Genomic DNA, 26,771 nt, shown 5'->3' on the forward strand with positions numbered 1-26,771 from the left:
ATAAAAACTCTGTTAGATGAGCCTTTTATTGTAATTTTTCCATTATTGCGAATTTGAATTTTTACACCAGAAGAGATATATGTTCGAAACAGATTTAACTGCAGTGATCTCCTATATTTTAACTTAAGAAACAGACACCTGCAAAATGACACAAAAAATCTCGGATGCAAATATTTTAATATCATAGTACTCTTCTATTTACTAAACAAAGTTTTTAAAATTCTTCGAGTATGAGGGGTACCTACTAGAATAATAAACCAGAAAGATAAAAATACTATTCCATCAACGATTAGTGTAATCAAATCATTTACGACCCTGAAATTAATCAAGGTTATAAAATTATATAACACTGCTCCTAATGTCATAATTATTGCTATTTTTGCTATTTGCGGCCAAATATTAATAGCAATCAGACAACCTAATAATAATACTAAACCGTATACCGTATAGCCCAAACCTAATGCATAAGCACCAATATGTTTATAGAAAATTATGTTTATAATGATATTTAGGCATAATCCAATGCTCATTATCATCATCACATAATTATTTTTTAGCTGCGCGTTTAAAGCCTTTATATATACATATCCAATAGCTTGTGCCCATAAACCAAGTGACATACCAAACAATATGATGCTCGTTACATGGATAGACTCAGCATCAAATCTACCTCTAGCAAACAGCACAGTCACAATTTCAGTAGAATGGGTCCATATAAATGCAGATATTGGAAGTGACACCATCAACATGATATTGAATACATTCACCATCTTAATTTTCATTTCTTTTTTTTGTACCCCCCCCCAACTCGCCAATCCAGCTAAAGCAACAGGTGCTGATACTATTAGGAGTAATGTTTCCGTTATAAACTTTGCATAATCAATTGCGGAAACAGCATTAATACTTATTAAGGTTGCTATTGCTCGTTCAACAGCAATATTTCCTTGATAAATTACTGGAAGGAGAATTAATGGACGTAATGTCACCCAAAATTTTTTTATGACTTCCTTTAGAATTTTAAATTCATAATTTTGAGGAAATAACAGTAAATTAGCTTTAATACCTCTACATAAAACCCAAACAAAAAATAAAACATAGCTTAATGTAAATCCCCAAGCTAGATATAATGGATTGTGAAACCAATAAGCAAAAATCGCTCCGCATAGCATCCCTAAATTTTGTAAGGATGGTCTAACTGACATTGGAAAAAAATCATCATGGGCCATTTCAACATAATTAATAAGAGCCGAAGTTAAATAAAAAGGAATACCAATGGCCATAATTATTAGCATTTCCGCTGCGAGTCTTTTTGTATTAACATCCAATCCAGGCGCTATAATATTCAGCCATTTATCTACAAAAATATAACTGAAAAGTGTTAATACCAGGGAAAATATAATAAATAAAATTAGCATACCCCAAAAGAAAAGTTGCCCTTTGTTTATAGACTCTTTTTTAAACATCTTATACAAAGGGATAAAAGCAGTTAAACTATCACTAATCAAAAAGTTGACTGGAACTAACGTTCCAGTTTGGGCAACTCTATAAGCACCATTAATATAACCTGTACCAAATAACGCAGCAACAATAACCTCGCGCACTAATCCGAGGATTTTAGATAGCAAATTACCGCCTATCAGAGATGCTATGGCTTTTCTCAACTTGTTATCCTTTAAATCAGTCTAATAATTTTTTATATTTTTTACCTGAATAAGTTAATGTGAATTCTTCAGGAATATAAGATTGTCGATCAGCGATATCAGTACTTAAAAGACGATTGAGAATACCAACATTAGATTCATTATTTATTTGGTCGACTAGGTAAATGTGCTCGGAGGAAAAGAGATTAACGTGCTTGGATAGCAGTATTGGTACACCCACAGATGCTGCTTCCAAAGTATTTAATGGTAGCCCTTCAATTCTATTGGTAAGAAATATAAAGGCATGCGATATAGATAAAAAGTCAGCTAATTCTTGATGCGTTAAGGAACCTAAAAATGTCACCTTATCTTTTAATTTTAATTCATCACACAACTTCAGCAATCGCTCTTTATCAGGACCATCGCCAGCTATATAATAGTGACAATTCTCTTTAGGACTAATTTCATTGAATAATCTTATGCCATTTTCCACACCTTTTTGAGGATGTAATCGGCATGCTGTTAATAGTACTTTAGTATTCTCATGAATATTATACTTTTGACGAATATCTACTAAATTCTTATTTTTACTATTAAACAAGTCACTATCTATTCCGTTACTGATGAGTTTTACATTATCACTTGATACAAATTTACTGTAAGGCTTGCTTATTAAGTCTTTGTAGACACCTTCTCCAATAGCAATAACACTATCAAATTTAGGATAATTTACGAAATCCTTTAAGAACCAATACAAATTCTTTGGAGAAGTAAGTATACTTTTTAAAGTTCGAGTTTTGATTTTCGAATTGAACTCACCCAGCGCGGTGCCATGTACTTGGATTACAAATTTTATCTTATTATCTTTTAAGGGCAATAATCCATACGCTCCAGTGCTTACGCTAAGAACGGTCTTGCATGATTGTTGATGATTTCTCTGAAAGTAATCTCTAGATTTTAACCACCATTTGCTCGAATATTTTCCAGACTTTACATTTTCAATAAAATATACATCAATACCATCTATCTTATGTAGCCCCTTATAGCGACCTGTGTGTGTGGTAATTACCTTAACTTTACATTCTTGTAAATGCAAAGATTTTGCAACATCCCATGCTACAACTTCCATCCCCCCTAATCCGTGCATTGGGAGAGATCTACTTATAATGACTATTTCGTCACGCATATGAATCTCATTTATAATTCAAATGAAAGATGAGCTAAATTTTTATTCGTATCCGGCTCACTGAATAGACTATTAAAGATGACATCATTCCAAGTATAATCATGGGCGCAACTGCACCAAATGATCCTCTAAATATTATAAATGAAAATGCTGCCAACCACATGCCAACAAAGTAATAATATGAAATATTACCAGCTCTTAAGAATGAGTCCGCTTTTCCGGCTAACAACCCTGTAACAAACCCACCTATAATTACACCTACTAAGTCAGCGGTATAATAAAACTCTCCAACAAGTGGTGCACTTAAATTTGTATACACATAACCCATATGTTCAGCAGATAGGACGCCTAGATTAGTGGGTTTATCCGTCCATAAGGATCGAGGAACGAAAAATGATACTCCACCAAGAAAATTCATACCCCAAGAATATCCAACATCATTTACATAACGTAGTATATTTACAAGTTGCTGGAATGAATCAAAATCTACCCCTTGTACAATATATTGCGCTAACTCGTAAGTTCTGTACTTTCCACTATCCTCGCCCAAATGTTTTGTTAATGGGAAAAGGACATATAGTAAAGTTGGTGATAATACAAAAAGTGCTAGATAAGATTTTCGACTTATCATCTTCCCTATAATAGTCGCTATAACAATCGCCATGCTTAAAAAATGAAATCTTGGGCTCGATAATGGATTATTTATAATGAAATTTATGCTTATAACAATGAAAAAAACGACTAAAGCTATCGTCCCAAATTTTCTATTTTTGTCTCTATTTATCCAAAAGCAGAAATAGACCACAAATACACCAAATGCTGTGAATTTAGACAAGGCGTAAACCATAGGCAAAAATGAATTTGTGTCCATTATTTCACCTACGAAAGATCGGCCCATAAAGAATGAACCAATACCGGTTATACCTATGAAGATTATCGCTGGCATCAATAATAATAATGATACGATATTAGTTTTTAAATCTATTCTTACATTTTTGATGGCGATCTGCTTCGCAGTTATTAACCTTTTGTACCCAAATATATAACCAACAAACAATGTCATGCAAAATAGAGCGGTAATTAAATTTACAGATACTATCTCCTGGCTCTTAGGGAAAAACGGCCATGGATAGATGTTGTTAATATATTCGAGGTATGACGGGAATGAAAAAAACCAAACTATATATATAACCCATTGCACATAGAATATACCAATAGTGTTGCGGCACATCAGATATGAAAAAGAAATTATTGTTATCGAAATTAATAAAATCGTAGATAATTCAACCATTCCATTATCTCTTTTAGTCATCCTGCTAAGTCAAGGAAGAACTTAGCAGGTTAATTTATTACAAATGCTTCCTAAAGGATGGTTGGCTTATTTTTTCTCATAGCTATAGTACTGATGTCCATAACTATAATAATTTGATGCTTTTTTCACCATGCCGTTTATAATGCAACCATTTATTTCAATTCCATTCTGATTAAAGCGCTTATAGCAGAGCTCAATTTCTTTAATAGTGTTAATTTCAAATCCTGCAACTAAAAATGTAGTTCCAGCATTTTTTCCAATAATAGCCGCATCTGTAACAGCTAAAATTGGTGGTGTATCTATCAAAACCATATCATATTTGCTCGATGCCCAGTCCAATAATGTTTGGAACCTATCATGCATTAATAATTCAGCTGGATTAGGTGCAATATCACCCCTTGCAATGTAATGTAAATCATTAACGCTTGTTACCGATACAATATCATCAATAGCTAATTGTCCTGATAAATAATTTGACAAGCCTTTGGAGGCATCATTATCGCCAAACACTTTATGAATATATCCTCGGCGTATGTCTCCATCTATGACTAAAATATTTTTTCCAGATTGAGCTATAACAGCTGCTAGATTCAAGCTTACGAACGTTTTACCAATCGTTGGACTCACACCAGTGATCATCAAAACATTATTTTTGGCTTCTAGCATAGCAAAATGCAAGCTCGTTCTTAGGCTGCGTATCGCTTCTATTGCGAGGTCAGATGGATTAGTGTCAGCTAATAAAGTTTTTGTTGTTATAAAACGTTTTCCACTTTTCCTATTTTCACCGATAGTCTGGTCTTGCTTCCGTTGCCAATCCGAGATGGGGATACTTGCGTATACGTTTATACCCATCTCTTCTAAATCCGTAGCATTCTCGATACCTTTATGGAAAATAACTTTGATTGTCACATAGCATATTGATAAGAAGGCGCCTAATATTGTCATTACCAATACTATTAAAATTTTGTTTGGTTCAACTGGCTTAGGTTGAGTTATTGGTTCATCAACAATTCTGACGTTACCTACCGTACTGGCTTTAGTAATATTCAATTCTTGTTGTTTACTTAATAACTGCATGTAAACTTCTTGATTAGCCTGTACGTCTCTAGTAAGACTCAAAATCTCTTGTTGAGTTTTAGGCATTGATGATATTTTTTTATTAAGTTTCACCTTTTCTTCAAGAAGAGTATCTCGTTTTTCTAATAGTGACCGGTATGCAGGGTGGTCTTTGGTGTACAATTTAGAAATTTCAGCTTCTTTAAATGTTAATTCATTCAGCTGAGTATCAATAGCTACCATCGTTTCTAATGCAGATTTAGCTTCTAGTGAAAGATCTACCGAATCGCTTTGTTGACGGTATATATTCAAAGCATTTTCAGCTATATCGAGTTTAGAACGAATTGATGGTAGTTGTTCTTTTAAAAACTCAAGGCTTTTAGCAGCTTCCGCTGATTTCCTCTCAATATTTTGCTCAAGGTAATTCCGTGCAATACTCTTTAAGGATTCTTTGACATTCAGCGGATCTTCACCCAATAAAGTTAAAAGTAAAACACCAGTATCTTTACCTTTATCAGAAACATTCAATCGATTGGATAGATTATTTATTGCCTGTATTTCACTAATTTTTTGTATTTTGAATTTCGTGCCTTCTTTAGCTTTGATGTGCTTTATTTTTAATGATATCCCGTTTTCATTTATAGCTTGACCAACTTCACCCGGAATATTAATGCCATCCGCAGATTCAATGACAAATTTATTTTCACCTAATACTGTCAATATGAATTTACTTTCATAATATGATTCGGGGACATCAAAATATTCGAAATTTAGCTTCGCATTTTGATTATTCCCCGTAATTCTTGCTACTCCTGCTCCAATTAATGGAATGTATTTTTCTTCAGAAAGAATATCTAGGCCCAATTGTTCTACAGTTTTACCCAAAATCATTCTAGAGCGTATAAGTTCAATCTCAGCAGCAGACGCGGGCTGACTTGTAGGAAGTATTTGAGAAATATCATTTAGCAAAGAATTGCCAACATTTTGTTCAACCTGAACTAATGCATCTGCACGATATATCGGCGTAGCAAGTAAGGAATAGGCAACACTAAGTGCACAAAACAAAACAGTCACAGCTATTACTAGCCACCGGTTATCTACTACTGCACCAGCCAATCTAGTAAACTCCAGCTCAGTTCCTTTTTGGTCATCATAATTGTTACTTACTGATTTATCGGTCATTATTTTGCCCATTCATCATTTCAGTTTGTCAGCCCATAGCTTCGTTGAATTATTAAGCTTATGATTTACTAATTCAAATACTTCATTACTACGACGGTAAGGGTCAGAAATTTCAGAGTTACTGAGCCATTTCCCTCTTAGCATTGTCTTGCCCTCGCTTCAGGGACAAAACGGCATACAGCTTTTATGTGGGTATTTTCCATAACTAATATCATGTCAAAAGAACGACACATTTCACTGGTCAACTGTTTTGCAACATGTCCTTCAAAAGACGATCCGTTGCGTAGAGCGATATTGAGAGCATTTGAATCAGCACTTGTGCCTACCAGGGCTGAAAGACCAGCCAAATCTATTTTCTTATGCGGTAACAATTGTTTAAGTTGTCGTTCTGCAGGCGGAGATCGACAAATATTACCCACACATACTACTAAAATAGAGTCAAACATTTCAATTCCATTGTCTTATGTAACGTGTAGTTTCCGTAAGGTCGTGAATACCTGATATTGTTGGTATTAACTGGCTTATCACTCTATTCCAGCGCACAACTGGTGCAGTTGTAACATACACGATATCATAAGGTTGCAATTGGAATTCAGTGCCCATTACCAAGGAGGACGCATCAGAGGCATCAAGTTGATAAATATTTGCTAGTTTTCCATCTTGTGCACTACGAACTGATCTAATAACAAATATCCCAGTGGTATCTGATGCCGACTGATTTACACCTTCAGCATTTCCTAAGGCTTCAGTTAAAGTCATACCACTTCTATCCATACGTAAAGTCGTTTGTTTTGTAACTTCTCCCATTACAAAAATTTTCAGATCATCATTTCTTGGAATAAATAATATATCACCTGGATATAATAAACGGTTTTGCTTCAAATCTCCTTTTTGCATAAGTGCTTGTAAAGATATGAGTGTATCTTTGCCTTGATGGGTTAACACAACATTGCGCCAATCGGCATTTTCTGTTAATCCCCCTCCAGCATTTATCGCATCAAGTATGGTCAATGGCACGTTGGTTATTGGTTGCTGGCCAGATTTTGCAATCTCTCCTGAAATGTACGCTTTTTGTGATCTGAAAGAAGCTACATTCACATCAACTTGTGGGCTTTCGATGTATTGAGCTAATCTCGATGCTATCTCACGCCGGATTTCACTAACGGTGCGACTCACAACTTTTACATTTCCTATATAAGGATAGTAAATAGTTCCATCAGCTTGCACCCAACTACCCGTATCGCTTGCACTTCGGTATTGGCCTGCTGGCGTGGTAAGTTCTGGGTGATCCCAAACAGTGATATTGAGAACATCGCCAACTCCTACGCGGTACTGGTAGTTACTCAGTTCTTGTTCAAGCTCCAAATTCCCTCGTGAAATCACAGGTTTAACTCTCATTGAGTCCACAAGTCTAGGAGTTAAAGGGAAAACATTGACATATTTGCTTATATCAAAATTAGCATCTTCTTGTTTAATAACATTTTTCCCACTGTTAGACATATTAGAGCCAGGAAAAACTGTACAACCACTTAGTAATGCTATAGATACGCAAAAGGGTATCAATTGTAATTTTTTGTTAATCATCATCGATTGTCATCACTATCGCTAATTTAAGATAAAAGCTCTTTATGTCTCGTCAAACTCAACTTTTTCACATTTAACATTCAGGCAATTCGTAACCGCGGCCATATCTTAAACACGGCTTTTGGATTGGTTACTTTCGGCTCATTTTTCATTATCCAACTCATTGTGAGTACATATACTATAAAAGATAATGACTAAGTTATCAGCTTGGAAATATTCTTCCAAATCAGTGAATTATGAATACTTTAAATGACTCAAATTTTTTTTGGCTATCACAAGGTATAATTAAATTCAGTCTGGCAATATAATTGTGTAAATTTCGTACAGATGGTTGATTTTTGCACTCTTGCAGTGGGAACTTAGCAAAGCTCTGCTAAGGGGGTTTTGATACCCAGGGCTAGGGGTTTATTCACGAATTCCACACGGTTTTTATTTAAAAAGCAGTTTAAAATCACTCTTGCCCACGCTACCGCCCTTGGCTTGCAGATATCATTGCAACCAAAGCTACTGTTATCGAGAGTTCTGTTGGTAGTTGTTAACAAGCCCCATGTAAGCTTTTCATGTTAAGCAACTCTCAAAATCATTTTTTTTGCGCGCCTCAGAAAAGAAAAAATCTGCAAGAGATTCAATATGTGCTAGTTCGTTGTTATACTAATTATTAATTAAGTCTTTACAAGTTTTGCATGTGAACATGCTGATGTTTTAGGAAAAAGACTAGTCATGACGCTTATCGAACACGATAATGCAACTTGTTTTTAGGAAAAATTATTCTCATTTAAAACTATATTTATGTAGTTTACACACAGTATACATAACCATAACTATCTGAATTACAACACTTTTACTGGACCCACTTGGCTTTAGCATCCGCAAACGATCAGACCAATTACATCAATCTCAAGATCTATTAGTCTTCGTTGAACCGAAGATATAATAGCTAGCCCGGTTCTGCTGGATATGCTTCACTTTTACTGTTTTCTTGAATTCCCTCCCCAGATCTCCCATCATTCCCCCCACAAGCACACATTCATACAAGGTCAATAATTAGCATGGAATGGATCGCCGATCCAACAATTTGGGCAGGTCTGGCAACACTCATCGTGCTGGAACTGGTGTTAGGCATTGATAATCTTGTCTTTATCGCCATCCTGGCCGAAAAACTCCCTCCCAAAGAACGAGACCGCGCCCGCATCGTCGGCCTGACATTAGCGCTGGTAATGCGTCTGCTGCTGCTGGCCTCGATGTCCTGGCTGGCCTCTCTCACCGCTCCGCTGTTTACCGCCCTGGGGCATGCCTTTAGCGCCCGGGATGTGATTATGCTGGTAGGAGGGGTATTCCTGCTGTTCAAGGCCACCATGGAGCTTAACGAGCGCCTGGAGGGCAAGGATGAACAGCAGCAAAACCAGCGCAAGGGGGCGCGTTTCTGGCCGGTGGTGGCGCAGATTGTGATCCTGGATGCGGTGTTCTCGCTGGATTCGGTGGTGACCGCCGTCGGTATGGTCGATCACCTGGCGGTGATGATGGCGGCGGTGATTATCGCCATTGCGCTGATGATGCTGTCCAGCAAGCCGCTGACGCGATTTGTTAATGCCCACCCGACCATTGTCATTCTGTGCCTGAGCTTCCTGCTGATGATTGGCTTCAGTCTGGTGGCCGACAGCTTTGGCTATCATATTCCCAAAGGCTATCTGTATGCGGCCATCGGCTTCTCGGTAGCGATAGAAGCGCTTAACCAGCTGGCCCAGTTCAATCGCAAGCGGTTCCTGTCGTCATCGGTGCCGCTGCGTCAGCGCACCGCCGCCGCGGTGCTTAAGCTTCTAAGCGGCAAACACGAAGATGCCGAGCTGGATAGCCAGACGGCGTCGCTGGTTGCCGACAGTACCGACCGCCAGGATGTGTTCAATGATCAGGAACGGCGGATGATCGAGCGGGTGCTGGGCATGGCCCAGCGTACCGTCAGCAGCGTGATGACCTCACGCCATGATATCGAGCATATTGATCTTGGCGACCCGTTGGAGGACATCCTGCCGTTGCTGGAGAACAACAAGCACACCCGGCTGGTGGTGACCGATGATCCCACCAGCAATGAGCCGTTAGGCGTGGTGCATGTTATTGACTTGCTGGCCCAGCAGTTGCGGAACCAGCCGCTGGATATCCGCAGCCTGATTCGTCAGCCGCTGGTGTTCCCTGAGCAGCTGTCGCTGCTGTTGGCCCTGGAACAGTTCAGAGAGGCCCGCACCCATTTTGCCTTTATCGTCGATGAGTTTGGTTCCATTGAAGGGATCATGACCCTCAGTGATGTGATGGAGACCATTGCCGGCAATCTGCCGCTGGAGAATGAAGAGGTCGATGCCCGCCATGATATCCAGCAGAATGATGACGGCACCCTGACGGTCAACGGCTATATGCCGCTGGAAGACCTGGTAAGCTATATCGATATCCCGCTGGATGACCGCCGTGAATATCATACCCTGGCCGGCCTGCTGATGGAGCACTCCCAGGCGGTTCCCGAACAGGGGTCGATACTGAAAATCAGCGATTATCTGTTTGAGATCCTGGAAGTGGAAAGCCACCGCATCCTCAAGGTGCTGGTAAAACCCCTTGAAGAGCCGGAAGCAAGCTACGATAGCTAGGCGATGATAGCTAAGTGACGATAGCTAGGCGGCGATAGCTAGGCGGCGGTAGCTGAACGGCGATACCCGAACGACGATCGCTGAACGCGACGATAGCTGACGGTCAGAAGCTGACGGTCAGAGTTTCTCGATCAGCTCGCCGACGTTTTTGTTCTGCGACGAATCCGGGTTCTTCCGCTTCCATTCGTTCAGCCGGCGTTTAAGTTCATCCTGCAGCCGGTTGCGCAGCACCTGGTCTACCCGCAGCTGATAGCTGAGGCTGGCCCAGGGGCCATAGATCTTCAGCGGAATGTCGGTGCTGGTCAGCGCCTCAATCAGCGCCGCATCGCCCTTCCAGCCTTTGAGCACCCGGATATTCAGGCTCACCTCGCACTGGCGGCCGAGTAAGTCCAAGTCCCCGCTGCCGTTAAGCGACAGCAGATCGGAGCTGCCGGCCAGGTTGGCCAATGTCAGCTTGCCGTTCTGCAGGGTGGCGGCAGCGGTAAGCTGCTCGACCTCGGTGTAGCGCTCGGTTCGCTGGTCGGCGTCGATATTGCCGCTGTTGCGGGCCACGGCGCGTTGGATAAGCTGCTGGATATTGAGACCATCCAGCCGGGCACGGTCCAGCGCCAGGTCGGCCTTGCCCTGCCAATGCTGTCTGAAGTCTGCTGCCGTCAGCCTGTGGCCGCTCAGCGTCCCTTGGGCCGACAGCAGGCCGGTCAGGGTCTGGGGCAGCGCAAAAGCCTGCAGCAGCGGCGCCAGGGCGATGCGCTTGAGCGTGGCCTGCAGCTGGAACCAGGGCTGGCTGCCGGTGAGGTCTATGACGCCCGGCAGGCTGAATTCCCCCTCCCCCAGCTTGCCGTGTAGGGTAGTGAGCGCCAGGCGGCCGCCCTGGTTGTCTGCCTGCAGCTGGAGGCCGCTTATCGCCAGGCCGCGATAGATAACGTTATCGGCCGCCAGGGTCAGTTGACCGTTGAATTCATGTAGGGCCGGGGGCGGATTTATCCGTTCGGCAATCACCGGCCGGGCAGTGGCCGGACGCGGTGCGGACGGCGTGTCATCGTCGTCGGTGACCGCCGTGAAGCCGGTCAGCGCATCCAGATTCAAGGTTTGGGCATGCAGGTCCAACCGGTATTGCGGCCGATCATTACCGAGATCGGCGCTGGCTGAACCGGTCAGGCTGCTGTCATTGGCGCTCAGGCGCAATTGGCTGATGGCCAGTTGCTGGTCGGCGCGGGAATAGGCGACGCTCAGGCTGCCCTCGCCACTGATACCGCTTTCCGGCAGTCCAACCCCGTGCAGCTGATAACTGAATTTATCCAGTTCAGCGGAAAGCTGGCGCGGGAACTGGCTGATATCCGCTTTGCCGCTCACTGCCAATTGCACATCGCGCTGATCCCGGCTGATGCGGCTGGAGAAGTCGATATTGGCCTGGCTGTTGCCATGCTGTTCCATGCTGAGATTGACGTCGCGCAGGTTAATCTGCTCATTGGCATCCCGCTGCCAGATAACCAGGCTGTCGGCCACCTGCAGATTGGCGATATCCCACGACCATTCGCTGTCGTTTACCGATTCAGGCTGGCCGGCCGGCGCGATGGGCGCATTCTTCGGCCGCTGCTTTTCGCTGTCCGGCGTCAGGTTGATTACCGCCCCTTTGAGCATTACCTGCTTGACCAAGAGTTGATGGGACAGCAGCGGCAGCAGGGCCACATCCAGGCGCATATTCTCGGCGCTGACCACCGCGGTCTTGGCGCCCGGTGCGGTCAGCGTCATGCGGCCGGCCAGGATGCTCAGCTGCGGCCAGGCGTGCCAGCGCAGCGGGCCATCGATACGCAGTTGATAACCGCTTCGTTGTTCTACCTTGGTCACCATGTAGTTGCGAAAATCATTCGGGTTAATCAGCGCCACCAATGCGGCTACCCCGGCAACCAGTACCACCAGCAAAATAAACAACGTTGTCAGTAATCTTCTCATGCGATCCTCATCTGCGCCGATCTGTCACGCTTGACAGACAGGTTAGTCCTTATCGATGCGGCTGGCGACCGCACCCTGCTGATTACGGTATTTGGCATCTTCGCGGCGATTATACGGCCTGGCGGCCGGCCCGCTCAGCGGCTCGAAGCTCAACGCGCCGATAAGCATGCCCGGACGCAGCGCCAGCGGCAGCTTACCGGAATTATAGAACTCCAGCACAATCCTGCCCTGCCAGCCAGGATCGATACGGTGGGCGGTGACGTGTACCATCAGTCCCAGCCTTGCCAGCGAGGAGCGGCCGTCGAGCCATCCGACCAGGTTGTCGGGCAGCGTAACCGACTCCAGGGTTACCGCCAGCGCCAGTTCGGCCGGGTGCAGGTAGAAGGCTTCGCCTTCGGGCAGCACGATTTCGTCGCTCATCACCCGGTCGAGTGAGGCGGCGACTTCTTCCTTGGGACCGCTCAAGTCGATAAAGGCCGCGGTGTGGCCACGGAACACCCGGAACTGGTTGCCCAGGCGCACGTCGACCGTTGCCCCATTGATCCTTTCCACCGGTGGGCGGGGGGTAATGTCCAGCTTGCCTTGGTCCAGCCAGCGTTCAATGTCGCGGTCGCATAATCTCATCTGAGGTTCCTCCCTTTAAATTATTATAGGCCCTGCCGTCCAAACCCTTACTCATCATCGCCGGCACTGATGCGGCCATCATCGCCGGCACCGGGGCGGTCATTCAAAAAACTGGCTTATCTTGGCCTTGAGAATATCAATGGCGATGCGGTTCTTGCCGCCTCGGGGAACGATTATGTCGGCATATTGCTTGGAAGGCTCGATAAATTGCAGAAACATCGGCCGGACGGTTTTCTGATACTGGGCCATTACCGAGTCCATGGAGCGACCGCGCTCGTTGACATCACGCTTCATCCGTCGCATCAGGCAGATATCCAGCGGGGTATCGACGAAGATCGAGAAGTGCATTGCCTCGCGCAGGCGGATATCGGTCAGCAGCAGGATGCCCTCGAGGATAATCACTTTTTTGGGTTCGATATGCACGGTTTCACTGCGCCGGGTATGTTCTACATAACTATAGACCGGCATTTCGATGGCCTGACCGGCTTTTAACTGCTCAATGTGGGCAAACAGCAGGCTGTGATCCATGGCGCTGGGATGATCATAGTTGGTTTTGATCCGCTCGCTCATGGTCAGGTGGCTTTGATCCTGGTAATAACTGTCTTCCGGGATAATACCGATATGCTCGTCGCCGACCTGTTCGCATAATTCTTTGTAGAGGGTACTGGCAATCAGGCTTTTACCTGAGGCAGAGGCGCCGGCAATACCGATAATGACACACTGGTGGGGTTTATCACTCATACTATCAATGGCCTGGGATAGAGGGGGAAAGGTGTGCGCGCAGCGCAGAGTTGGCGGCGATTATAAAGGCCCGGCGCTGATGACACCAGCATTAGCACATAATGTTGTCGTACTTAGTGTCTGAATCCGCTGATTGCAGCGACTTAGATCACATTTTTAAGACGATTCACGCTGGAGCTGAAGCGGGTAATTGCGTAAGGTGAAGCATAATTCCCGGTATTTTCCTGTCCCTTGGTAGACGAGCGAGAGTGAATGGATTGGCATTGGCTGACTTTTTTTGGCGACAGTATGTTGCTGCTGCCCTGCGCAGTATTGATTGTCATTTTGTTATTATGGAAAGCGGATACCCGTCGCGCCTGCTGGCAGTGGCTGCTGCTGTTCGCCGCCGCCGGCGCAATGGTCAGCGTGTCCAAACTGGCGTTCATGGGCTGGGGTATCGGCAGCCGGCATTATGATTTCACCGGCTTCAGCGGGCATTCGGCGCTGTCGGCCAGTATCTGGCCGGTGCTTATCTGGATCCTGTGCAGCCGGGCCTCGTTCGGCTGGCGTCTGACGGCGGTGGCCGGCGGCTACCTGCTGGCGCTGGTGATTGGTTTTTCCAGGCTGGTGCTGCATGCCCATTCGGTTTCGGAAGTGATCGCCGGCCTGACGCTGGGCTACACCATCAGCACTTCATTCCTGCTGATGCAGTACACCCGCCACACCCCTATCCGCCCGCTTACCTACTCGCAGATGAGCGCCATTCTGGTCTTGCCGCTGCTGCTTATCGTGCAGGGCAAGAAAGCCCCTACCCAAGGCCTGCTGGAACAGATTGCGGTGGCGGTAGCCCAGGTTAAACGGCCCTATACCCGGGCCGATCTGCACCGTAACCTACCGGCCAAGCATCTGGCGGTGCAGCCGGCAACTGATGCCCGGCCCGTCCAGCATTAAATCTGCCCCGATGAGCAGCTGACTGAGCCGCTGACGATGGTCAGCGAGCAGCTGACTGAGCCGCTGGCGATGGTCAGCGAGTAGCTGACTGAGCCGCTGGCGATGGTCAGCCAGGCGGCCCGCGGTGTGGCTCCGGCCGGGCGTGCAGGGCCGTTGACCGCGCCAGCAGGACCCTGCATGGTCTCACGGTGACGCTTACCGGCTGCGGGTGTTACAGCGCCTTGATGGCGATCCCGGTCGGGATCACTTCGCCTTGCCAGTAAAGCTGGGCCGCGACCTGACCGGCCAGTTGGCGGTAGATATCGGTAAATTCACTGTCCGGCCGGCTGACTACCGTCGGTTCGCCGCGGTCCAGATCTTCGCGCAGGCTGATATGCAGCGGCAGCTGTCCCAGTAGCGCGCAGCCGAACTGGGCCGCCAGCTTCTCGGCGCCGCCGCTGCCGAAGATTTCTTCCAAATGGCCGCAGTGGCTGCAGATATGCACGCTCATGTTCTCGACAATGCCCAGCACCGGCACACCGACCTTTTCAAACATCACAATGCCTTTGCGGGCATCGGCGAGGGCGATGTCCTGCGGGGTGGTGACCACCAGCGCACCGGTTACCGGGATGCTCTGGGCCAGCGTCAGCTGGATATCACCGGTACCCGGGGGCATATCCAGCACCAGATAATCCAGTTCTGGCCACAGGGTGTCCTGCAGCAGCTGCAGCAGCGCTTTGCTGGCCATCGGGCCACGCCAGACCATGGCATTGTCTTCGGTGACCATATAGCCGATGGAGTTGGTCGCCAGGCCATGGGCCATGATCGGCGCCATATGCTGGCCGTCCGGCGAGGTGGGCCGCTCATGGGTGGTGCCGAGCATGGTCGGGATCGACGGGCCATAGATATCGGCATCCAGCAGCCCTACCCGGCCGCCTTCTGCCGCCAGCGCCAGCGCCAGATTGACCGCGGTGCTGGACTTGCCGACCCCGCCCTTGCCGGAGCTGACCGCAATCAGGTTGCGTACCCCGTTAATGCCGGGCAGGTCTTTGACCCTTTTCAGGGTGGCGATATTGTGGTTCAGCGACCAGTTGATGGCGTTGGCGCCGGTGAGGCGCAGCAGTTCGGCGCTCTGGCTTTCCTTAAGTTCGGAAAACGCGCTCTGCCAGGCGAAGGGCAGGGTCAGTTCAATATACAGCGTGCCATCCAGCAGGGCGCAGTGGTGCAGGGCCTTCAGCACCACCAGGTCGCGTTTCAGCGTGGGGTGTTTGAAGCCCGCCAGCACCCGGGTCACCTGGGCGCTGAGTTTATCTGGGGTGGTATTTTCAGGGGAGGAAGCAGTCATCCCGGCTCCTTAAAAGTGGTCTAATCGCGTGCTTACCGTTTGGCATAGCATAACAGAACTCCCTGAGCTTGTTTACGTAAGGTAGCCCTATCGGTTAACATCGGCATTCCTTTATCCCATCAACAAAAGCAAATTCCTACCATGACTCAAGTCGCGAAGAAAATGTTGGTAACCTGTGCGTTACCTTACGCTAACGGTCCTATCCATCTCGGTCATATGCTGGAGCATATCCAGGCAGATATCTGGGTCCGTTATCAGCGAATGCGCGGCAATCAGGCTTATTTCATTTGTGCCGATGACGCCCACGGCACCCCGATCATGCTTAAAGCGCAGCAGTTGGGCGTGGCGCCGGAGGCAATGATTGCTGAAATAAATCTGGAGCATCAGCAGGATTTTGCCGGTTTCGGCGTCAGCTACGATAACTATCATTCCACGCACGGTGAAGAAAACCGCCAACTGTCGACGCTGATTTACCGTCGGTTGAAAGAGAACGGCTTTATCAAGAACCGCACCATTTCCCAGCTTTACGATCCGGAAAAAGGCATGTTCCTGCCGGACCGTTTTGTCAAAGGCAGCTGTCCGAAGTGTAAATCTCCGGACCAGTACGGCGATAACTGTGAAGTGTGCGGCGCCACCTACAACCCGACCGATCTGCTGGACCCGAAATCAGCGGTATCGGGCGCCACGCCAGTGTTGCGTGATTCAGAGCATTTCTTCTTCGATCTGCCGGCGTTCAGCGACATGCTGCGCGCCTGGACCCGGTCCGGCGCCCTGCAGGAACAGGTTGCCAATAAAATGCAGGAATGGTTCGAGTCCGGTCTGCAGCAGTGGGATATCTCACGCGATGCGCCGTATTTCGGTTTTGAGGTGCCTGATGCGCCGGGCAAGTATTTTTATGTCTGGCTGGATGCGCCTATCGGCTATATGGGGTCGTTTAAAAACCTGTGCGACAAGCGGGGCGATCTGAACTTCGACGATTTCTGGTCGGTTGATTCCACAGCCGACCTGTATCACTTTATCGGCAAGGACATCGTCTATTTCCACAGCCTGTTCTGGCCGGCGATGCTTGAAGGCAGCAACTTCCGTAAACCGACCAATCTGTTTGTCCACGGTTATGTGACGGTGAACGGCGCCAAGATGTCCAAGTCGCGCGGCACCTTTATCAAGGCCAGCACCTACCTGAAACACCTGGATGCGGATTGCCTGCGTTACTACTATGCCGCCAAGCTGTCCTCGCGGATCGATGATATCGACTTGAATCTGGAAGATTTCCTGCAGCGGGTCAATGCCGATATCGTCAACAAGGTGGTCAACCTGGCGTCGCGCAATGCCGGCTTTATCGCCAAGCGCTTTGAAGGACGCCTGGCCACCGAGATTGCGGATCCAGCGCTGTATCAGACCTTTGTCGATGCCGGGGTATCGATTGGCGAAGCCTATACTGCCCGTGAGTCCGGCCGCGCCATCCGTGAAATCATGGCATTGGCGGATCTGGCCAATCGCTATGTGGATGAGCAAGCACCCTGGGTGGTGGCCAAACAGGAAGGGCGCGAGCAGGATCTGCAGGCCATCTGCTCGATGGGCATCAATCTGTTCCGCGTGCTGATGACCTACCTCAAGCCGGTGCTGCCGTCACTGACCGAACGGGCTGAAGCCTTCCTTGGCTTGACCCTGGCCTGGGATGGTATCGCCACACCGCTGCGCGACCAGCCGATCAATGCCTTTAAATCCCTGTTCAGTCGCATTGAAATGAGCCAGATTGACGCCATGGTCAATGCGTCCAAAGAAGAAGCGGCCGCCGCCAATGCCAAACCGGCGGCGGTCGGCGCCCTGGCCGAGGCACCGATTCAGGAGACCATCAGCTTTGATGATTTCGCCAAAGTCGATATGCGGGTGGCGCTGATTAAACGCGCTGAGCGGGTTGAGGGGTCGGATAAACTGCTTAAGCTGACGCTGGACTTGGGCGGCGAAACCCGCCAGGTGTTCTCCGGTATCCGCGCCGCTTATCCGGATCCGGAAGCGCTGGAAGGACGCCTGACCATTATGGTCGCCAACCTGGCGGCGCGTAAAATGCGTTTCGGTATCTCTGAAGGCATGGTGATGGCCGCCGGCCCCGGCGGCAGTGATATCTTCCTGCTGAGCCCGGATGCCGGCGCCCTGCCCGGCATGCAGGTGAAATAACACCGGCCTGGTCCTTGCGCTTCTGGCGCAGGGACGGGTCAGGCTGCCGTCGCTTGCTCGCGCTTACAGCTGGCTGCAGTTGTCGTTTTGCCACCTCACGCTTACAGCTGGCTACAGTTGTCGTTTTGCCGCCTCACGCTTACAGCTGGCTACAGTTCGTTTTGCCACCTCACGCTTACAGCTAGCTGCAGTTGTCGTTTTGCCACCCCCTTATTTTTGACTGTACAACGCCACGTTGTCCCCTGCTGGCCCTGTTATTCAACGGTAAACGCAACAGTTGCCACATTTTGGCCTTTTCATGGCGATGGCCTACCTTTTGGCCAATAAATACTTTATGGTGAATTAACTTCACTCTTTTTTTCAGGCATAACATTTTCCCGGTATGAAAGGATTCCCACCGTTTATCAGCGCATTACTGCTTACCTCACTGGTATTGACCATCTGCCGCGGGCTGACCTTGCCGTTCCTGGCAATCTATCTCTCGCAAAGCCGCGGCATGGCCCCGGACAGCATCGGGCTGCTGCTGGGCGTCAGCCTGGCATTGGGCCTGGCATTCAGCCTGTATGGCGGCTATCTGGTCGACAGGTTCAGCAAGAAAACGCTGATCGTCTGCTCGATGAGTGTTTTTTCCCTGAGCTTCTTTCTGCTGCCACTCGGCAAGACGGTGCCGGAACTGATTATTCTGATGGCGCTGGTGAATTCCGCCTATGCGCTGTTCAGCATCACCCTCAAGGCCTGCATCGCCGACTGGCTGCCGCTGCACCAACGCATCCGGGCGTTCTCGCTGAACTATACCCTGGTAAATGTCGGCTGGGCGGTGGGCCCGCCGCTGAGCGTATTGCTGTCAGCGCATAATCCGGCAGCGCCATTCTATCTGGCCGGGGCGGTCGGCGTGGCGGCGACCCTGGGGCTGGGGTTGCGGCTGGCGAGCTATGGCCAGCCGCCCCGGCACCAGGACGCCCCGGCACCGGCGGTCTCCCATCAGCCGAATTTCCGTCAGACCCTCGGCATCCTGGGGCGCGATCGCTGCCTGGTGTATTTTACGCTGGGAGGAACGCTGGGGTGCCTGGTCTATGGGCAGTTTGCCGCCTGCATATCGCAGTTTTTGATGGTGGCATTCGATGCGGACTATGCCTACCGGGTGGTCGGCATCATTTTGCCGGTTAATGCCGGCATTGTCATCACGCTACAGTATCTGGTAAGCCGGCACATTACCCGGGCCAACCTGATGCCCTGGCTGGTGGTGGGCAGCCTGTTCTTCCTGCTGGGCCTGGCCGGCTTCACCGTGGCCGGCCACAGCCTGCCGGTATGGGTGCTGGCCGTCGCCATCTTCTCGCTGGGTGAAATTATCGTTACGCCGGTCGAGTATCTGTTTATCGATTATATTGCCCCGGCCCACCTGAAAGGCAGCTATTACGGCATGCAGAATCTGGCCAATCTGGGCGGCGCAGTCAACCCGGTGCTTACCGGGTTGCTGCTGACCTGGACGGCGTCAGTCACCCTGTTTCCAGTGCTGATGCTGGCGACGCTGCTCAGCCTTGGTCTGTTTTGGCGAGGCTACCGCACTGTTGCAACACCGCGGTGATGCGCTGTTTCAGATCCTCGGTCAACCCGCCCGCCGGCCACAGCGAGTTGACCTGGATATCGACGCCGGTTTGCTGGATGGCGTATTTAATCACGTTATAAAACGGCAAATCGTAATTATACAGCGCAGGAATCAACGACAGGCGCTGCTGCAGCTCGATAATGCGGGCATAATCCTGTTGCTGCCAGGCCCGATAGATGCCGCAGGTCAGTTCAGGGGCAAAATTGGCGCTGGCCGGAATGCAGCCGTCGCCCCCGAGGATAAGCGTGCCGAACAGATATTCATCATAACCGGCGAATACCGCAAAATCGGGCCTGACCGGTTTGACCGCATGCAGGGTTTCGCGGATATGGCTCAGCGTGTCTACCGTGTCTTTCAGGCCGACGATAGTGGGGCAATCCTCCGCCAGGCGGCGAATGATGCCGACCGGGATCGACTGGCCGGTCAACGCCGGGAAATTATACAGCAGTACCGGCAGCTCCAGGGCTTCGGCCAGATGGCGATAGTGCAGGTACAGGTTCTCATCGCTCAGCGGGTTATAAAACGGATTCACCGCCACTACCCCGTCGGCGCCGATGCTCTGTGCATGCAGCCCGTAACGAATAGTCTCCCGGGTGCCGGAGTGGGCGATGCCTATCAGCACCGGTTTGCGCCCGTCGACATACTTGACGCAGAATTCGGCGGTGCGAAAGCGCAGGGCTTCGGACATATGGGCGAATTCGCCGGCGCTGCCGAGGAAAAACAGGCCGTCGACATCGGAAGCGATCAGGCTGTCGAGCAGATTGGCCATACTCTGCTCATCCAGCCGTTCATTTTCATCAACCAGCGTCGGAACCGGGGGAATAATACCTTTGAAACGTACCGCCATGACGGTCTCCTTGGAGGGCTAGCAAGATTGCTGACATTATAGTTCTCTTGTTAACTCATTCCCCGCGTTATTAATGCCGCGGTAACAACTCCGTGCGGCGGTTCAAAGTTTTGCCGCCGTCAGCAGTCGGGCGTAGTCATTATTCAGGCAGGCCATCATCAATTGCCATAGCGGTCCGCAGGGCTGCTCCGGACCGGTACCGCGAATCAGGCGCAGATGATCCAGGGCGCTCTTCAGGGTAGGATAGCGATTGCCGACCGCCAGATGCAGGTACAGCGCCAGTACCGCGACCGATCGGCTGCGCCCACCGCGACAATGCACCAGGATATTGCCCGGCCGATGGGCCGGATAGCTGGCTTTGCCCGGGCTGTCCTGGGTCAGCATGCCGGCCAGGGCCAGCACCGCCGACATCAGGTGCACCGCGCTGTTGCCGCTGCCGTCGATAAGCCCGATATGATGGCGCCGCAGCTCAATGCCGTCCGGCAGGGTCAGCGGCGACAGCGGCAGATTGACCGCCAGGTTCAGCGTGGAGGTAATGCCGTGGGCCGCGAGCAGCGGCCCGTCATTGGCCGCGATGCCGTTGCCCAGGTACAGCGTAAGATCATACGGACCGATATGCGGCTCAACCGGCCACAGCAGAGGCTGGCGATCCTCGACAAGTTCGGCCCGGAGCAAGGAATGGCGTTCCCCGTCAAGTTCGGTCTGGGGCGGGGAATGGTTATCCCCGGCAAGCTCCGCCTGGGGCGGGGAATGGTTATCCCCGGCAAGCTCTGCCTGGGGCGGGGAATGGCGTTCACCGGCAAGTTCGGTCTGTGGCTGCGTCTGGCGACTCAGCTGCCCCGCTGCCGGCTCCGGTTGTCTGCCGGGGTTTTGATCTGACGTAAGCATGTGCTCTCCTCATCAAAAACTCAGTTCGGCTTGCCAGCAGGCTCTGCCGCCCAACCGGGCTTCCAGGCGAGCACACTGCTGACGATTGACAAACAGCGGCACCACCCGGCGAGCGGCGGTCAGGTCCGCCAGCATCACCACCTGGGTCAGGCGCGGATGCACATTCCACGGCAACCAGGTCGCCTGCTCGGCGCCAAGCAGAGCGGCAGCCGGCGTGCCGGGCGCCACATGGCTGCTGAAAATAAAGCGAAAACCAGGCTGGGTCATCAGCTCAGCGGCCAGCCCGCGCTGGCCGCTGGCGTCACAGCAGAGGATCACCTGATCGCTGCGCCAGTCGGTGCCGGGCGGCTGCATCGCCAGCAGCGAAGCCAGCAGCGGACGCAGCGCCCGATCGGCAGTATCCCGCTGCAGCCGGATATCCTCGCGCACCTCAGGACACAGCCTGGGACGCAGGCCTTTTTCCAGCAGGAACAGCGCCACATCCGCCGCCCTGCCGCCGGCCGGCAGCGGAACGACCGCCCCCCGGTCCAGCGCCGCCAGAAAATGCTGCTGCTGGCTGGCAAGGCATTCATCCCGGTCGCCATAGGAGGCATCGGTCAACAATATCGCCGCCGCCGGCGGATAGTCAAAGGGAATCAACCTGGACTCCAGGCTCCAGTCGCCGGTATAGGTCAGCCCCTGGCCGTGGGGAAAATGCAGCCAGATACCGCCAGGCGCATGGCCGCTGCGCCCGGTGATGATCGGCAGCGGGCCGATATGGCCATTGCCGGACTCGGCCAAGCGGCGTCGGTCCTGCTGCGGGACCGCGGAAAACGAGATCCGCGACCAGGTGGCCGCGCTGGCATAGACCGGCGGATGGCCCCAGCGGGCGCGTAGCGACAGACCGCCGATATGGTCCTCATGGGCATGGCTTAAAAAGATCGCATCCGGCGCGGGGATCCCGGCGACATCGGGCAACTCCCCGGGCGTCGGCCCCATGCCCAGATCCAGCAGGATGCGATATCCCCGGATCTCCACCAGCACGGCGGCCGGCGTTTTACCGTTTAACCCGCTGACTATCGTTACCCTAGTCATGTGTGTTGTTCCTGGATGGCTGATATCAATTACGGCTGCCAGGGAAGTACCCCGGCAGGCAGGCGTTTGCGGGCAGCGGACAGCAGCAGCATCATCAGCAACACCGCCAGCACCATCAGGCAGCCGACCGCTGCGGACAGGGTCGGCGCGCCACCCTCCTCAAGAAAAATGATCATCGGCCCTATGGTTTGTACCCGGGCGGAGACCAGCAGGATAGAGATTTGAATTTCATTGAAGGCGCTGAGAAACACCATGATGGCGCCGGCCGCTACTGCGGGCGCGGCCAGTGGGCCGATGATATCGCGCAGCCGGGCCATAAAGCCGGCCCCGCACACCCGCGCCGCTTCATCCAGCGAAGGCTCCAGCTGCGCATAGCCGGACAGGGCCGGCCTCAGCACCAGCGCCAGATAATTGGCCAGATAAGCCGCCAGGATGACCCACACCGATCCGTAAAGACTGATGGTGGTCCAGGGCAGCGGCGGCAGAAAGAACAGCATCGCGGCGATGCCGATAACAATCCCCGGCAAGGCATAGGCCAGCTCGGTGGAAAACTGCATGAACCGCATCCAGGGACGGCGACGCCAGGTCAGGAAGTAGCCCAGCAGCAACGCCATGACCATCAGCACCAGCGCGGTGCCGGCGCTCAGCCCCAGGCTGGTGATAAACGCCTGGCGTATCGCCTGATGATGCAGTAGCGCCTGAAGATAGTTATCAATCGTCAGGCTATGCCAGTTCAGCGGCTGGCCGTAGCCGCGCGTCAGGGAACTGACCAGCAGCGCCGACAGGGGCAGCAGCAGCGTCGCCAGCATCAGCAGCCAGGCCAGGCTTTCCGACAGCAGCCGCCAGCGGCCCAGCGGCATCAGCGACTGACCGGCACCCTTGCCGCCGCCGACCCGCACATCCAGGCGCTGACCAAGCCAACCGGCAATCATCAGCCCCGACAGGGTAATCAGCGCCATCAGCAGCGACAGTACCGCCATATCCGGCAAAGCCTGGGGACCGCTGCCGTTCAGGCGCTGGTAAATCAGCGTGATAAGCGTCGGCATGCGCGCCGGAATACCCAGCATCGCCTGGATGCCGAAATTACCCGCCGCCGCCACGAAGGATAACGCGCCGCCGGCATACAGCGCACTGCGGGCCAACGGCAGAATAATGGTAAACACCAGCCGCCAGGGCCCGGCCCCGCCGGCGCGGGCCGCTTCCAGCAGATCGGCCGGGATACGCCTTAAGGCGGCGCGCACCGTCAGAAATACCAGCGGCGCATTATGCAGTCCCAACAGCAGAATGATACCCCCAGCGGAATACAGCGGATGACGGCCGCTGCCCGCCGGGCTGATGCCGATCAGATTCAGCAGCGGACTGCCGGGAGACCAGGCCTGCAGCCAGGCCAGGGCGCTGACCTGCGGCGGGATCATCAGCGGCAGGATAAAGACAAACACCCAGGCCGGCTTGTGCCGCATATCGCTAAGCTGCACCAGCACGGCCGCCAGGGTGCCGAGCAACAGCGCCAGTGCGGTAGATCCCAGCGCCAGCCACAGCGTATTGAAGGTGGCCTGCACCACCCGCGGCTGGGCCAGCAACCGGTCAAGGCGGGACAGGTCCAACTGTCCCTGGGGTGCCAGCGCAGTCCAGACAAGCCGTCCCAGCGGCGCCAGCGATAGCAGGAAAATCATCACCGCCAGAGCGATAAGCAGCCATTTTTCCGTCCCGCCGCCCCGGGCAGCGGGCGGCGGAGGCCTGCGCCAGTTTCCGTCCAGTACCGTCATCGGCTCAGCCGCCGAAGATGTCGACAAAACGGTCGCGAACCGCCTGGTCATCGGCCAGGGCCTGGTCGACATCCAGCGGCAGCAGCTTGATGTCGCTCAGCGGCGCAAAGCCCTCAGGCGCCGGCACCTGTGAATCTATCGGCCGGTTGCCTTGCCGGGCCACCAGTTCCTGTCCCTGACGGGAAATCACAAAACGGACAAAGGCTTTGGCGGCCGCCAGATTGTGCGCGTCCTTCAGGATCGCCACCGGTTCAGTGATAAACGATACCCCTTCTTTCGGGTAGCTGATATCCACCGGCGATCCCTGCTGTTTGGCCCGGAGAATATCGGCATCGGCAATCATGCCGTATTTGGCCAGGCCGCCGGCCACCGCCTGCAGCGCCGGCCCGTTACCGCCCTGTGGAGCGATATCGTTATCTGCCAGCTGCTGATAAAATGTCCAGCCCAGCGACGGGGTATGGATAAGGGTATGCAAGTGATTTAACGCCGCCCCGGAATACAGCGGGCTCGGCACAGCGACCTGGCCGCGATTTTCCGGTTTCGTCAGCGCCTGCCAGCTGTCCACCGCCGTGGCCCGGGCGGTATTGCGCGCAATGACGGTGGCAATCACTTTGGTGCCGAACCAGGTTTTCTGTGGATCATAGAAACGCGGGTCCAGCTGGCCGACCGGCGCTTCGGCCCAGGGCAGCAGGTGGCCCTCTTTTTTTAACTGTCCCAGGTTGATGTTATCGGCCACCAGCAGGACGTCTGCCTTCATGCCGCCGGCCAGCATTTCGGTGCGCAATATATTCATCAGTTGGCTGGTGCCATTGCGCGACCATTCAACCTTGATATTCGGATAAGCCTGGTTAAAGGCGCTGACCGTCTGCTGGGCAATGTCCGGCGCCTGGGAGGTATACAGTACCAGCCTGCCGGCAGGACTTTCGGCGGCCAGGGCCTGCATACTCAGCAAACCGGCAATCAACACTGTTTTGATAGGCAAGGTCTTAATACGCATGTTCCATTCCTGTGGAGGTAAGTGCTTTCGCAAAAGGCGGTAATGAGGAGGAGGATGGGCCGATGATCCAGCCATCGGCCAGCGCCAGGCTGAGAGCGGCGCCCACCGCCGGTGCCTGGCCCGGCGGGCAGTACAGCGACAGCAGCGCCGCGGGATATTGAGGTATCTGGCAATCAATCTGGACATCGGCGCCCCGGTAGCTGACGCGCCTGACAATGGCGGCGATGCCCGGGGCTTCCGGCGGCGCCAATCGCAGGTCTTCCCGGTGAAAAGCCAGCTGGGCTTCGGCCACCGGCCGGTCGCCATGGCAACGGACCCGTACCTGCTGATGACACAGCCGCGCCGTCGCCCGACCGCGTCCGTCCGGCACCACATCGGCTACCGGCATCACCATGCCATCGCCGATAAAGCGGGCGACCATGGCATTGGCCGGCTGGCGGTAGAGCTGTTCAGGCGAGCAGAACTGCATCACTCGGCCTTGGTCCATGACCACGACCCGATCGGCCAGCGCCATCGCTTCACGCTGATCGTGGGTGATGTACAGCAGAGTGGCCTGGGTGTGACGATGAAATTTCTCGAACTCGGCCTCCATGGCGGCGCGCAGATGCACATCCAGGTTAGCCAGTGGTTCATCCAGTAGCACCACCTGCGGCCGCGACACCATGCAGCGCGCCAGCGCCACCCGCTGACGCTGGCCACCGGAAAGATCCGCCGGACGGCGTTGGCCATAGCCCTGCAGACCGACCAGCTCCAGAGCGGAATCAATCCGCTGCCGCCGTTCGCCGTCGGCCACCTTGGCGATTTTAAGGCTGTAACCGACATTTTCGGCGACCGTCATATGGGGCCACAGCGCATAGTTCTGAAAGACGATGCCCAGTTGCCGCTGCTCTGGCGGCAGATGACGACCGGTGGACGACATCAGCCGGTCGCCCAGATAAATTTCGCCGCCGTCTACCGGCTCAAAACCGGCCAGAGTGCGCAGCAAGGTGGTTTTACCACTGCCGGAGGGGCCCAGCACCGCGACGAACTCCCCGCTGCCGATCTGCAGGCAGATATCATCCAGCACCTGTTGGCCGGCATAAGACTTGCTAAGATGGCTGATACGGATTTCTGACATAACCTTTGAACATCCTGACGCAGGGCCTATGGAAATTAAACGTTCCCACCCTAGCGACCGATTGTTGCAATGAAGTGACAGCCTAGGCTGGGCAGAAATTTCGTGATCTGTAGCAGGTTTTCATTTTTAATTG

General features: G+C 51.7%; 20 protein-coding genes and 1 pseudogene. 4 read left to right on the forward strand and 17 right to left on the reverse strand.

Annotated features, from left to right (window positions below; all coding sequences use genetic code 11):
- Positions 1-194 precede the first annotated feature (194 nt).
- From murJ to EDC52_RS02740, 6 genes and pseudogenes are all read right to left on the reverse strand, one after another.
- A complete protein-coding gene (murJ, locus tag EDC52_RS02715; RefSeq protein ID WP_131863745.1) occupies positions 195-1,661 on the reverse strand; it encodes a murein biosynthesis integral membrane protein MurJ in 1,467 nt (488 codons plus the stop codon).
- A gap of 16 nt (positions 1,662-1,677) precedes the next feature.
- Positions 1,678-2,826 (reverse strand): glycosyltransferase family 4 protein, encoded by a 1,149-nt coding sequence (locus EDC52_RS02720; protein WP_131863747.1) that lies wholly within the window; start codon positions 2,824-2,826, stop codon positions 1,678-1,680.
- A gap of 34 nt (positions 2,827-2,860) precedes the next feature.
- Positions 2,861-4,117 (reverse strand): O-antigen polymerase, encoded by a 1,257-nt coding sequence (locus EDC52_RS02725; protein ID WP_131863748.1) that lies wholly within the window; start codon positions 4,115-4,117, stop codon positions 2,861-2,863.
- An 87-nt stretch (positions 4,118-4,204) separates the two neighbouring features.
- Positions 4,205-6,376, reverse strand: a complete 2,172-nt coding sequence (locus EDC52_RS02730; protein WP_131863750.1) for a polysaccharide biosynthesis tyrosine autokinase — start codon at positions 6,374-6,376, stop codon at positions 4,205-4,207.
- 15 nt (positions 6,377-6,391) lie between these two features.
- A pseudogene (locus EDC52_RS02735) lies at positions 6,392-6,822 on the reverse strand (arsenate reductase/protein-tyrosine-phosphatase family protein).
- Position 6,823: 1 nt separating this feature from the next.
- Complete coding sequence (locus EDC52_RS02740) at positions 6,824-7,960, reverse strand: polysaccharide export protein (RefSeq protein WP_131864088.1); 1,137 nt, start codon at positions 7,958-7,960, stop codon at positions 6,824-6,826.
- A gap of 1,049 nt (positions 7,961-9,009) precedes the next feature.
- Between EDC52_RS02740 and EDC52_RS02745 the strand changes: the two genes are divergently transcribed.
- Positions 9,010-10,593: a TerC family protein gene (locus EDC52_RS02745; protein ID WP_131863751.1), complete on the forward strand. Its 1,584-nt coding sequence runs from the start codon at positions 9,010-9,012 to the stop codon at positions 10,591-10,593.
- 117 nt (positions 10,594-10,710) lie between these two features.
- Here EDC52_RS02745 and asmA read toward each other — a convergent pair whose 3' ends face one another.
- From asmA to udk, 3 genes are all read right to left on the reverse strand, one after another.
- Positions 10,711-12,546 carry an outer membrane assembly protein AsmA gene (asmA, locus tag EDC52_RS02750; protein WP_131863753.1) on the reverse strand — a complete coding sequence of 612 codons (1,836 nt, stop codon included), beginning with the start codon at positions 12,544-12,546 and terminating at the stop codon, positions 10,711-10,713.
- Positions 12,547-12,588: 42 nt separating this feature from the next.
- Entirely contained in the window at positions 12,589-13,170 is a 582-nt protein-coding gene (gene dcd, locus EDC52_RS02755; protein WP_131863755.1) for a dCTP deaminase, read from the reverse strand.
- Positions 13,171-13,269: 99 nt separating this feature from the next.
- Positions 13,270-13,911, reverse strand: a complete 642-nt coding sequence (gene udk / locus EDC52_RS02760) for a uridine kinase (protein ID WP_131863757.1) — start codon at positions 13,909-13,911, stop codon at positions 13,270-13,272.
- 252 nt (positions 13,912-14,163) lie between these two features.
- On the opposite strand from udk, the gene EDC52_RS02765 reads away from it, so the two are divergent.
- Positions 14,164-14,841, forward strand: coding sequence for a phosphatase PAP2 family protein (locus EDC52_RS02765; RefSeq protein ID WP_131863759.1), 678 nt, complete (start codon positions 14,164-14,166; stop codon positions 14,839-14,841).
- On the opposite strand, the gene EDC52_RS02770 is transcribed toward EDC52_RS02765, so the two are convergent.
- A complete protein-coding gene (locus EDC52_RS02770) occupies positions 14,838-15,020 on the reverse strand; it encodes a hypothetical protein (RefSeq protein WP_131863761.1) in 183 nt (60 codons plus the stop codon). The two genes, EDC52_RS02765 and EDC52_RS02770, sit on opposite strands and share 4 nt — an antisense overlap.
- Before the next feature lie 32 nt (positions 15,021-15,052).
- A complete protein-coding gene (gene apbC / locus EDC52_RS02775) occupies positions 15,053-16,165 on the reverse strand; it encodes an iron-sulfur cluster carrier protein ApbC (RefSeq protein WP_131863763.1) in 1,113 nt (370 codons plus the stop codon).
- Between the two features lie 141 nt (positions 16,166-16,306).
- On the opposite strand from apbC, the gene metG reads away from it, so the two are divergent.
- Complete coding sequence (gene metG, locus EDC52_RS02780) at positions 16,307-18,343, forward strand: methionine--tRNA ligase (protein ID WP_131863764.1); 2,037 nt, start codon at positions 16,307-16,309, stop codon at positions 18,341-18,343.
- Positions 18,344-18,725: 382 nt separating this feature from the next.
- A complete protein-coding gene (locus tag EDC52_RS02785; protein ID WP_131863766.1) occupies positions 18,726-19,928 on the forward strand; it encodes an MFS transporter in 1,203 nt (400 codons plus the stop codon).
- Here EDC52_RS02785 and EDC52_RS02790 read toward each other — a convergent pair.
- The 6 genes from EDC52_RS02790 to EDC52_RS02815 form a co-directional block, all read right to left on the reverse strand.
- Entirely contained in the window at positions 19,876-20,796 is a 921-nt protein-coding gene (locus EDC52_RS02790) for a dihydrodipicolinate synthase family protein (protein ID WP_131863767.1), read from the reverse strand. The two genes, EDC52_RS02785 and EDC52_RS02790, sit on opposite strands and share 53 nt — an antisense overlap.
- Before the next feature lie 102 nt (positions 20,797-20,898).
- Complete coding sequence (locus tag EDC52_RS02795; RefSeq protein ID WP_131863769.1) at positions 20,899-21,684, reverse strand: dual specificity protein phosphatase family protein; 786 nt, start codon at positions 21,682-21,684, stop codon at positions 20,899-20,901.
- Between the two features lie 12 nt (positions 21,685-21,696).
- Entirely contained in the window at positions 21,697-22,758 is a 1,062-nt protein-coding gene (locus EDC52_RS02800; RefSeq protein WP_131863771.1) for an MBL fold metallo-hydrolase, read from the reverse strand.
- 29 nt (positions 22,759-22,787) lie between these two features.
- On the reverse strand, positions 22,788-24,524 hold the full coding sequence (locus tag EDC52_RS02805) for an ABC transporter permease (protein ID WP_131864089.1): 1,737 nt from the start codon (positions 24,522-24,524) through the stop codon (positions 22,788-22,790).
- Between the two features lie 4 nt (positions 24,525-24,528).
- Complete coding sequence (locus tag EDC52_RS02810) at positions 24,529-25,521, reverse strand: ABC transporter substrate-binding protein (RefSeq protein WP_131863772.1); 993 nt, start codon at positions 25,519-25,521, stop codon at positions 24,529-24,531.
- Positions 25,511-26,638 (reverse strand): ABC transporter ATP-binding protein, encoded by a 1,128-nt coding sequence (locus tag EDC52_RS02815; protein ID WP_131863774.1) that lies wholly within the window; start codon positions 26,636-26,638, stop codon positions 25,511-25,513. The genes EDC52_RS02810 and EDC52_RS02815 overlap by 11 nt, the downstream gene beginning before the upstream one ends.
- Positions 26,639-26,771: the final 133 nt, after the last annotated feature.

It is taken from the genome of Biostraticola tofi (genome assembly GCF_004343195.1).
Classification (GTDB): domain Bacteria; phylum Pseudomonadota; class Gammaproteobacteria; order Enterobacterales; family Enterobacteriaceae; genus Biostraticola; species Biostraticola tofi.